This window comes from Ruminococcus sp. (genome assembly GCF_017650195.1).
Lineage (GTDB): Bacteria > Bacillota > Clostridia > Oscillospirales > Ruminococcaceae > Ruminococcus.
On record NZ_JAGCFH010000019.1, the window covers coordinates 1 to 9,139 of the forward strand.

Below are 9,139 nucleotides of genomic sequence, written 5' to 3' on the forward strand. Positions count from 1 at the left end.
ACCGTTGATGCCGCCACTGCTTCCGTGCCCGGAGCGCCTATAACGCCTACTGCAGACGGCATGACAACAGCCGCCGACAACAATAAAGCAGCTGCTGCCTTTACTTTTTTGCCTAAAAACATTTTAATACCTCCTGAATTAAAGTTTGCCTTTTTCCTGACATATCTCCTGTCAGCGCATAAGAATTATAATGCTCATTATATATACCATTGAACATTCATACATATTGATGACGTTTTCAACATTACTCCTTGTTTATTTTACCATTAATTTCCAATAGGTTCAACCGCTTTTTTGAAGATTAGGTGGACAAAATGAATATCATACTATCATTCGCACAAATTACAGCATAATTTTTTTATAATAATCATTATATTAACATTGCATCTGACATAGCCTTAAATATTTCCACATTATCCGTAAAGGAACTGATATCATAAAGCTTTACGACATTATCTGCTATTTCCCGTGATGGCCGCTGTTGACTTTTTTCCTGCGATAGTGTATAATTTTTTACAGACAGGAGATGATAAAATGCGTTCAAAAGGTACTAAAACTATTGCCGAAAACCGCAAGGCTCGTCACGACTACTTCGTTCTTGAATCCTATGAGGCTGGTATTGAGCTGGTAGGCACGGAAGTGAAGTCCATACGTCAGGGTGGAGTAAATTTAAAGGACTCATGGTGCTCTATTGACAAGGGCGAGCTTTTCGTACGCGGTATGCATATCTCCCCTTACGAGAAAGGCAATATCTTCAATCGCGACCCCATGAGAATAAGAAAGCTCCTCATGCATAAACGCGAGATAAATAAATTATACGGTACTCTCAAACAGGAAGGACTGTCTCTTATACCACTGAGTCTTTACTTCAAGGACTCCAGAGTAAAGATGCAGCTTGGTCTCTGCAAGGGCAAAAAGCTCTACGACAAACGTGCAGATATCGCCAAGCGTGACGCCAACCGCGAAATAGACCGCAATATAAAAACAAGGAACCAGTAACGAAAGGATAGCTGTTATGCTGTATCCCAAACCGCTTAAAAAAGGTGATAAAGTAGCTGTTATAAGTCTTTCAAGTGGTATTCTCGGCGAATCATACTGTGCTCATGAAAGAGAGATTGGATTAAAAAAGCTTCGTGAATTCGGTCTTGAACCCGTTTTCACAAAGCACGCTCTAATGGGAAATGACTATATCCTCTCTCACCCCGAAGCCCGCGCTGAAGACCTGAAGGAAGCCTTTCTTGACAGCTCCGTAAGCGGTATTATCTGCGCTATCGGCGGTATAGAGACCTTCCGTACCTTTCCATACCTTATGGAGGATAAGGAGTTTATCAGTGCCGTTAAACAGACTCCTAAGTTTTTTCTCGGCTTTTCCGATACCACTAATAACCACTTTATGTTCCACAGGTTGGGCTTGCAAACCTTCTACGGTCAGGCTTTCATTTGCGATCTTGCAGAGATTTCGGGTGATATGCTCCCCTATTCCAAAGTGCAGTTTGAAAGTTGCTTCACCTCTTATCACGGGAGGAAGATAACTCCATCCGATATATGGTACGAAGAAAGAAGTGACTTCTCCGCAGAAGCCGTGGGAACTATGCCTGTCGCGCATAGAGAAGAACACCACTATGAGCTTTTACAGGGAAGTCCTGTTTTCAGCGGAGAGCTTCTCGGCGGCTGTATCGACAGTATAGGTGAAATGCTTCTCGGAATAAATATTGAGAGCTTCGGAGGTATCCCTGCTCCTTATATCGAAGCCTACCCCAGTCTTGCAGAGGATCTTGGTAAACAGAGGGATATTATCCAGAGATACAGTATCTTCCCAAGTCCTGAGGAATGGCGGGGTAAGATACTTTTTGCAGAGACCAGTGAAGAAGCTCCTGATCCTGGAAAACTTGCCGAATACCTTTCGGCTATGAAAAATGAGGGCGTTTTCGAGAATATAAACGGCATTATCGTAGGAAAGCCAATGAATGAGAAATATTACGAGGAATACAAGACCGTATGGCGCGAGATCGTGGATAACGAAAAGCTTTCCATACTTTACAATGTAAATTTCGGTCATGCTGCTCCGAGAGCTGTCCTGCCATACGGTGCTACAGCACAGGTCAGCGCAGATAAACAAGAAATAATCCTTTTATAAGATACTGATGTAATAAAATCTGCTTAAACAAAAACAGGCAAAAGAAGTTATCACACTTCTTTTGCCTGTTTTTTATCAATACTATCTGCGACCGGCAGGTCCTTTTCTAGTACATAGCTGTTTTCTCTTTCTTCATATAAGCGAAAATCGTTTCGCTTATAAAAGCTTATCGCATTGAGATTGTCCTTTTCCACCTCTAGCCGAAGCATATTCATGCCGCTCTTGCTGGTGAAATCTTCAACCTCATGCAGTATATAAGAACCTACGCCCTTGCTCCTATGAGCTTTTGAAACTGCAAGCATTGAAAGATATGCTACCCTTCCGCTTGTGTCATTGTCGTAAAAAGCTGCAAAGCCTGCCGCTTTATTATCGTGTTCGTCATAGACTGCAAGGAATCTTCCGCATTCCGAGAGCTTACGTGCCATAGTGCGCCGGAATTCGCTTCCGCGTGACAAAGAGTGCAGGATACCAACAAAGCTGTCAAGTATATCTCTGATCTCTTCCTCACGGCAGATTATTGCTTTTTCCATTCGTTCACCACTGGCTTTCTCTTACCGCTTGCAAGTATCGGTATCTCCTTTACCATTTCAACCGATATCTCAGCGCGTTCACCAAGAAGCTCACGCAACTCTGCTTCACATTCCTTTGTGGAAATATTTTCTTCCATATTCAGTCTGATCTTATATTCATGCTCGCCTGTCTGTATAAACTGCCACTGGATTATTCCCTTGAGGTTTTTGAGTATTCTTGCTAGAGCCATAGGCTGTACCGGGTTTCCGTTAGTATCAAAGATAAGGTCGAGCCTTCTACCGTAAAGCTTGCTGATATACTGCCAGCCGTGGCTGAGCTTGTTTCCTTCTGCCATTATAGCAGTATCGCCGGTATCGTATCTTATCAGCGGGAAGGCGTAGTTATACAGGTCAGTGATAACTATACGTCCAAGTTCTCCTGGATCCGCAGGCTTGTCTTCGTCAAGCTTTAATATCTCAAAATAGTAGCTTGCATGGTTCAGATAGTACTCATACTCGCCCTTTGCACTCTGCTGACCGAGTATGCCCTGCTCCTCGTTGCTGTATCTTTCAAGAACGTTGCAGCCGATAAGGCGCTTAAGCTCGCTTCTTGTCTGCTCCTTAAGCATTTCCGAGCCTGTAAATATTACCTTCAGTGAAGGAAGCGGAGTAGGATGCTCCCCGAGATACTGCGCTATCTGATCGAACCAGTTAGCATATCCGAGAAGGGCAACTACGTGCTCATTCTTTACTGTCTCAACAAGATTCTTTACAGTATCGTTGTCCATTTTGCTTATATTTATTGCAAGGATATTCTCCATGAACTGCTGTTTCTTGGACTTATTGTGCCATTTTGTCCACACTCTGCACTGTCCCAGCTTTTCATGAGACTTGAAGCCACCGAGCATACCGAAGTATTTCAGCTCTGCGATTCTTCTGTTGCGCTTTCTGGTATCAGCCGGTACCGCAAAGGGTGTACCGGTAGAGCCGGACGTCCTCTGAACGTATATCTCCTTGGTCTTCTGCTCGGGGATATCTTCAGCCTTGACTGCAACCTTGTCATGATTGGCAATAAGTATATTTTTGTTTACTATCGGGAAGCTTGTTATATCGTTGCTGTCATACTGCGAATAGAATGCACTGTGCTTCTTAGCAAATTCAAGAAGATTCTTAAGGGACTCAGCCTGAAGCTGCTTGCCGCGCTTTTCGTCGCTAAGTATGGTATGTATGTCACGATAATGCTTGCCCACAGGACTTCCATGAAGGAAATCGTTCGTCCAGTAAATAGAACGTCTTAAAAAACCGCCAATGCTCATTTTAATCCTCCATCATAACAGTATAAAGCTCGTTGATCCTGTCCAAAATACGTATCATTTCCGAACTGTCACTGAACTTCATAAAGATTATACCCAGCGCCTTTGCGGCGTTGTCGAATCTTTCGATACTGTCGCCTTTCTTCTTATATTCGCATTTTTTTATTATATATTTCTCAAGCTCGCCGGAATACCGAATATGGTCGTATACCCCGTTACGGTCGGTATGCAGGTTATGGGTTGCATAGTACGGCACAGGCTCGCTTATGTTCATTACAGGCACCTCGCCCATAGCTGCCTTTACGGTCATTTCGACAACATCGACGCCGAATATGCAGCCAAGCAGGTCAGGAATCATATTTCCGCCGTTTCTCGGTCCTACATCTATCATGAATACTCTGTCATTTTTGTCAGAGACGAGCTCTACGTTCATTGCACCGAATCTTATACCGAGCTTGTCTACCATAGTCTGAAGTGTATCCTTTACACTGTCAAAAACCTTTTCTGTCAGCTCCGGAGGATAACTCTTTCCCACAGGAACGAGAGGATTGACGTTATTGTCGCGGTGACAATTCATAAGTCCCCACATAATAACCTTTCCATCCCATATAAATATATCTCCACCGATCAGATAGGGATGTGCCTTTTCAATGTACTCCTCAATGATTATCCTGTGGCTCCTTGAAAATGAAAAAGCAAAATCAAGAGCCTCAGGGAGAGCATCCCAGCTTCTAAGCACAGTTGCGCCCTTGCTTCCCGACGAATCCACTGGCTTTATTATGACCGGAAGTGTAAATCTGTCAGTATCTCTTACCGCCTCGTCTGCGTCAGTATAACCTGCCGCTGCAGGTGTATTAAAGCCGTTTTCAGACAAGAAAGCTCTGAATTTATCCTTATTGCACAGTATTTCAACAGATTCATAAGGATTTGTGTTCAGCCCCATTTTCTCAGCAACATAAGCCGCTGTGGGCGCTGCTGGGTCAGAGGCATAGGCTACGATACCGTCGATCTGTTCTTTTTTTGCAACATCAAGTATTGCTTCCTTATCAGTAGTGCTCACAAGGTAAAACTTATCAGCAACATACTGTCCCGGATTATCTGTTAAATAATCGCAGAGCACTGTGTAATAACCCAGTCTTTTTGCGGTCTCGATAGCAATGACCTGTTGTGCTGAGCCGCCTAACAATAATATTTTTTTCATATATACGCTTCTTCCTTTTGCTTTTGAAGTAAAACCTTGAGAACGCAAGGATTTAGCTTTCTATATTAATTATGACAATGTCAGATCCGTCTCGCAGCTGCACGTCTTATGCAAGCAAAATAAATCCCTATATACCGTTATATAAGTGATATATAAGGATTTGTCTGTGACACTTTGGGTCACCTGTTGATATTTGGTGGAGGCGAGGGGAATTGAACCCCTGTCCGAAAGCCTGTTCATGCAACTTTCTACGAGCGTATCTTACCTATTATGATTCCCTGCGGCGGCTGCCGGTAAACGGGCTGGGGCAGCAGGTAGTCCGTATACAACTGCCGGACACGGACACTTCCGGCAATCGTTCACCGCTCATCGATGCCCAAGCGGGAGCCGCGGTACTCACCCGGTGGACAGAAGCTGACTTAAGCAGCTACCAGTTCTCTGTTTCCAGAAACCGTAATGTTATTTCTTGCGTTTATATTTAAACGTGGCGCAGGTTATGGAGATCACGCCATTCTCCGCTCGCTTATCACACTTCGAGACCCCCGTCGAAACCTTTACGCCCCCATAAAATGAGGGTATAGGTTAGGGAGCCGAAAATGCTCCAAGCTTTATTATACATTGTTTGTTCAGATTTGTCAACTGTATAATAATGACATTTTTGTCAAAATCATGGCTTCTTTATATCGATTTTGGACATAAATTCTGCCCCAAAGGAGATGTCACAGCTTTCTTAGGCATGGAGATTAAATAAAAAACGTCTCCGGATAAATGACCGGAGACGTTCCTTTTTTAGCCAAGAGACCGAAGCTTTTTTTGCAGCTCTATCATGTGATTACGGCAGGCTGTTATCTCGCCTGTATACTTATTGAACCACTCTACATCCGTTTCGTCAGGCTGCTCCTGTAAAAGTATAGCCTGTACAAGCGCTGACTGTGAACGCGAACGTTTTCTTTCGATCTCCTTAATAGTGCTCATGCAGAGCTTTATTTCCTTTTTCAGACGTCTTTTTTCGCCCATACCAAATCCTCCTCTGCATCAATACCCCTGCTTGTCTATCGAATCGACAAGGGCTTCTGCCTCTTCGTAGCCTTTATCAAGACCGTCAAGGATATCCTGAAGAGCTTTTTCAAGCTCGTCCAGTTTCTTTGTCATCTGTTCCGGATACTTCATAAGGCAGGTAGTTGCCTCGTTGACGGTCTTCTTTTCATCCTCAAGGTCGTCTATCAGGAACACAAATGAATTCGCACCGCTCATATCGCTGAGTATACGCCGGTATCTCAGTTCCTTATCCCCTTCCCCGTTTTTATACGATTTGATGTCTTCCACCACATCTCCGAGGCAGGTACGGTACTGACTCTTATAGGTCTCCTGTACACGTCTGACTTCGTCCATATACAGTGCAATGAATACGAGCAATGCAACAAATGTTATAATGAACAGAATGATCGCACTAATCATTCTCCTCTTCATCAGTTTCTCTTGGTTCAATCGTATTCACCTCGTTTTCAGGACTGTAGCCTATCTCCTCAAGACGTCTCTTTTCCTTTTCGATAGCCTCACGCATAGCCGCTTCGTGCTTTTCCTCGGGAGTCAGTTCCTCCTTTGCGGCGACTTCTCTTCCGATCTTCACAACGGTCTTTGCTTCATATATAGCTATAGCCGTCATAGGTAAGACTACCAGCAGCAGAAGCAGCTTCTGTGCGTTTACAAAGGAACTTAGCCATATAAAGAACCTCGCCTTGCACTTATATCTGCCAACTATATTTTCAGGCTTCACATACACGCTGTCGTCCACGGGATTAGCATCGCCTCTTGTTATGTAGCTTCCGTCACTGTTCATGCCTACTATCCTGTGAGTAACGAGAAGTCCGCGGATATCGCTCTGCTCAGAATAGAATGAGATTATGTCCCCTTCTGAAAGAGCATTCACATCTGTCTTCTCGACGATTATATATTCTCCTGTATATATGGAAGGTTCCATGCTTCCAGTAACTACTCTTAGTATGCTCTTTCCGAAAACATTAACAGCTCTGCCCTTTGCGGAGCAGACCATGACATATACAACAAAAGCAAAAGCGATTAGAGTTATGACTGCTACTATGATATTAGATATTTTTGTGGAATTATCCTCTTCTTCAGTCTCAACGGAACTGCTTTCAAGATTTTCGAGGCTTTCGGCACTTGCACGTATGCTCTCCTCCAGCACTCTCTTCTCTTTTCTTCGGTTCTCAACAGCACGGCGAAGCTTTTCAAAGACATTTACATGATACTCCTTGTAAAGCCGCTTCATTTCCGTATCTATTGCTAACTGCTCCTCGGGAGTTCTGACAGGAGGAGTATATGCAGGTCTCGGCTTGTTCTTATCAGCAATGCGCTTCTTGCGCTTGAACTTCATATCGCCGATAAAACGCATAATCTTGTACTTTGCAGCCTGTCCGTACTTCTTGTAGTAGACCTCCATATCCTTTCGTTCCTGCTTTTCGTGCTCCTTAGCTTCCTGCTTTGCCTGCTTTTCAGCAAGGAGCTGTTTATAACGCGGATTGTCGGTATCCTTTGGTATAATACCAAATACTACTGCAAGAAGATGTCTTATCAGTCTGATAAGTACGTATATCGGATTCCACGAATATTCGCGGTATATCTCCCTGAAAGGTTTATTCTCAAAACGCTGTCTGTCCGCCTTCAGGCGCTGAGCGCGTTCTGTTTCGGCGCGTTCCTTTTCACGCCGCTGCTGCTCCAGCTTCTTTCTTGCTGCAACAGCTCTCGGATCCTCGAAACTCTCGCCTTCCTCGTTTGATTCGAGCTCGGCTTTGACTTCTTCGATCTCTTCTTCTGTGACTTCGTCATACGCCTGCTTTTCAAGCTCAGCCTCGTCTGGACCTTTATTGAGAGTCTCCTCATCGAGACCTTCAGCTTCACCCAGTTCGTTTCTGGCGATCTCTTTATTATGGCGTATCTCCTCACGCTCGGCAGCAAGTCTTTCTTCCTCCTCGCGTTTGAGACGGGCTTCTTCCTCGCGCTTGCGAATCTCTTCAAGTCTTGCAAGGCGCTCTTCCTCAAGCCGCTGGCGCTCGCGCTCCTCTGCTTCCTGCTCGGCGCGCTTCTTCTCCAGCATTTCCTGTACGCGGCGTTCCTCTTCCTCCTTGGCTTTTCGGATACGCTCCAGCTCAGCCTGCCTTGCTTCCTCTATACGTTTCAGCTCGGCAAGCCTTGCCTCCTCCTCCTGACGGCGCTTCTCTTCCTCTGCACGCTCGTTTTCGAGCTTTGAAAGGTACTCTGTCTCCAGCTTTATTACTAAAGACAGCTCCTGAAACATCTCCGTAAGGTTTTCGGGAAGGCGCTTTTCCATTTTAAAATCGCCGTCTGCAGCTATATATCCTGCTGTGGTCTCAGATGAAACACTATAATCCGCCGCAAGGGTCTTGTCAAATTTCTTCAGGAACTTAGGTGCTATTGGCTTGCCCGTCTGAGTTTTCAGATGAGTTACCTTATCTACCGTATCCACGTTCATGTACGAACGGAAAAGCAACAGATTCAGCACCACAAGCTTGTAGAAATCGTTGATATAATCCTCCTGCGGCTGCATCGCAGTATTTTCAATGTTTATCTCATAGCCAACCTTGTCGTAGCTCTCGATATACTGCCAAAGCGTAAGGCAGGCTTTCAGATCCACGTTTTTCATAATCGCGTTTGTACGCATTACAGGTGGACGTATGTATGTATTTCCGAGAGCTTTGCAGAGATCAGAACCCTTGTAGCCCTCAATCGCTGTTTTCAGCTTCTCGACACGCTGCCACACGGTATAACCATTGGCATCGTAGGAATCGAGATTGTCGATAGTCTCGATCTTCAGATCCACCTTCATCTTTCCGCCGGTGCCGTCGTCCAGAACCGTATCAAAGCCTAGGGTATAAACCTCCTCGTCCTTTGATACCTGAGCCAGCTTTTCGTATCGGGTATTTATGAAGATGTAAAGTCT

General features: G+C 44.7%; 8 protein-coding genes and 1 other RNA gene. 2 read left to right on the forward strand and 7 right to left on the reverse strand.

Annotated features, from left to right (window positions below; all coding sequences use genetic code 11):
- The first annotated feature begins 534 nt into the window (after positions 1-534).
- Together smpB and J6U00_RS00725 are read left to right on the forward strand one after the other, a co-directional pair.
- On the forward strand, positions 535-999 hold the full coding sequence (gene smpB / locus J6U00_RS00720) for an SsrA-binding protein SmpB (RefSeq protein WP_296577602.1): 465 nt from the start codon (positions 535-537) through the stop codon (positions 997-999).
- A 16-nt stretch (positions 1,000-1,015) separates the two neighbouring features.
- Positions 1,016-2,137 (forward strand): S66 peptidase family protein, encoded by a 1,122-nt coding sequence (locus J6U00_RS00725; protein ID WP_296577604.1) that lies wholly within the window; start codon positions 1,016-1,018, stop codon positions 2,135-2,137.
- Positions 2,138-2,187: 50 nt separating this feature from the next.
- Here J6U00_RS00725 and J6U00_RS00730 read toward each other — a convergent pair whose 3' ends face one another.
- From J6U00_RS00730 to J6U00_RS00760, 7 genes are all read right to left on the reverse strand, one after another.
- Entirely contained in the window at positions 2,188-2,667 is a 480-nt protein-coding gene (locus tag J6U00_RS00730; RefSeq protein WP_296577606.1) for a GNAT family N-acetyltransferase, read from the reverse strand.
- Entirely contained in the window at positions 2,652-3,962 is a 1,311-nt protein-coding gene (locus J6U00_RS00735) for a hypothetical protein (RefSeq protein ID WP_296577608.1), read from the reverse strand. The genes J6U00_RS00730 and J6U00_RS00735 overlap by 16 nt, the downstream gene beginning before the upstream one ends.
- 1 nt (position 3,963) lies before the next feature.
- On the reverse strand, positions 3,964-5,160 hold the full coding sequence (locus J6U00_RS00740) for an ATP-grasp domain-containing protein (protein WP_296577610.1): 1,197 nt from the start codon (positions 5,158-5,160) through the stop codon (positions 3,964-3,966).
- A gap of 194 nt (positions 5,161-5,354) precedes the next feature.
- Positions 5,355-5,724, reverse strand: a transfer-messenger RNA (tmRNA) gene (gene ssrA / locus J6U00_RS00745).
- 225 nt (positions 5,725-5,949) lie between these two features.
- The gene (locus tag J6U00_RS00750) at positions 5,950-6,177 is read right to left on the reverse strand and encodes a hypothetical protein (RefSeq protein ID WP_173458339.1); all 228 of its coding nucleotides are present in this window, start codon (positions 6,175-6,177) and stop codon (positions 5,950-5,952) included.
- An 18-nt stretch (positions 6,178-6,195) separates the two neighbouring features.
- Positions 6,196-6,630, reverse strand: coding sequence for a hypothetical protein (locus tag J6U00_RS00755; RefSeq protein ID WP_296577612.1), 435 nt, complete (start codon positions 6,628-6,630; stop codon positions 6,196-6,198).
- Positions 6,611-9,139 (reverse strand): signal peptidase I (locus J6U00_RS00760; protein ID WP_296577615.1); only part of this gene is annotated, 2,529 nt, incomplete at its 5' end. The genes J6U00_RS00755 and J6U00_RS00760, both read right to left, overlap by 20 nt.